Below are 1811 nucleotides of genomic sequence, written 5' to 3' on the forward strand. Positions count from 1 at the left end.
GATAGTGTTAACTATCTTATGAAAAAACATTAACTGGAATAATTAGGATGTGGATTTTGGATTGTAACTCAAAAATATTAATAGAAATATCTCAAGACATGTGTACTATCTAGAATTTTGTTATATGCGGATAAAAAAAGGCGTCAAAATAGGCCTGTTCAGATTGTTCCTTTTTAGAAAATCTGAGCGGGTAAGAAAAATTTAACTATATTAAAGATAGATTCACCTATACAACTTGTTTTTCTATTATAAGGTGTTGTGAAAGTTCAATTAGTTTTTGCCATTTCCCTGGCATAGTAGAAATCTTTTCAAGTTCAGGGATTGAGTTCAATGGTCCCCAATAAGCGTAGCTATGTGGGCGGAGAAAGTTGTAATAGGCTACAAATAGAGCCAAGTGCGTGTTAGAACCTTCTTCACTACCAAAGCCATTTGTAACTCTATAGGAGAATTTAAATGTTCTGTTGAGACGCTCTATTATTTGTTTAAGCCAACGATACTCAGTGGAAACAGGATCAGCGTTGGTAAGACCAATTACTTGGATTACGTCGAAATCCATGTTGTTAAGTCTAAACTGTTGCTCCGCAAGCTTATATGCAGTATAGCCATCAGCAACGAATTTAAGAGACTTGCCGGGAAACTCTTTGAACTTATCAAAAGCCATACGCATAGTTAAAATACAGGGCCCTGCATCACGGATAAAAGAGGCTTGGTATCCTAAAATTGATTTTTTGATTGCGTCCATAACAAGCCAAATATATTGAGTAGTTCCTTTGACTTTAGTATAAGTTTCATCAGCGGCAAGATAATTAGTAGGCTTATAGTCATAATTATCGACAAAGGGTTTAACCAGGGCACCAGCTGTTACGGCGTATCTACTAACCATGACATGAGAAATTTTAACTCCATGAATTTCCCAAAGAGCAAGCGCCGTACGGCGTGTAGATAGTCCTAAATTAATGTTGTATGTTAAGCACAGGCCCATTACATGAGGAGAAAAGTTTCTGAAATTAAGGCTTGTTGCACCTTTTGGCATAGAAGATAAATCTACATCAAAGTAGTTAGTGGTAAACTCACGATAAATGTAATGAAGTTTGAATTTGTGTTTATCTTCCTTGTATTCTTTAATATCTTCAAGTGAAAGATTTGAAAGAGAGTTAAGGTAAAAGCTACACTTTTTATTAACACATTTATGGATATAGAAATTTTTACGGTCTTTCTTCTTACTTAGGGCATGTCCACAAAATGGGCAAATGAGCTTCTCACTCTTCAAATCAACTTTGTTTTTGTTGAAATGTAGATTGCAAACCTTGCACCAAAGCTGCCCACGACCGCCAGCATTATCGTAGATATAGTTGTGCGGAGCACCACATTGAGGGCACATAATATCAGGTGATATAGGATGTTTACCACGAAAATTAACTGGCTTTTTATCCTTGCCATGAGTGGTTTTATACTCATCTAAGAGTTGTATGTAATTAAGCTTTTTAAAAGTCTTAATAATTGGTAATTTATCTACAGTAAGTTTTTTATATTTAGGACTTGTCATATCATATTTTGGAGCATTAAGAGGTATGTTTTTCACAATAAAAACAAGTAAATGATTTATTTGCGAAAGTAGTAGTTGATTATATGTAACTAACATTGATATAATTGAACTCACAATGGCACCTTCTTTCGTAATTTTTGTTGGGGTAAGATACAACAATTATACCAAAAGAGAGGGGGTCATTGTTTTTTATATTAAAAACAGTTATAACCCTTGCAATAGCAAGGTTTCAAATAAATAAAGCAAAGATAGTGTTTACACTATC

General features: G+C 34.3%; 1 protein-coding gene. It reads right to left on the reverse strand.

Going from position 1 to position 1811, the window contains the following annotated elements; genetic code table 11:
• Positions 1–226: 226 nt before the first annotated feature.
• Complete coding sequence (locus tag KPL38_RS19100) at positions 227–1660, reverse strand: DDE-type integrase/transposase/recombinase (RefSeq protein ID WP_216290719.1); 1434 nt, start codon at positions 1658–1660, stop codon at positions 227–229.
• Between the last annotated feature and the right edge of the window lie 151 nt (positions 1661–1811).

Source organism: Clostridium psychrophilum (assembly GCF_018861705.1).
GTDB lineage: Bacteria > Bacillota > Clostridia > Clostridiales > Clostridiaceae > Clostridium_AD > Clostridium_AD psychrophilum.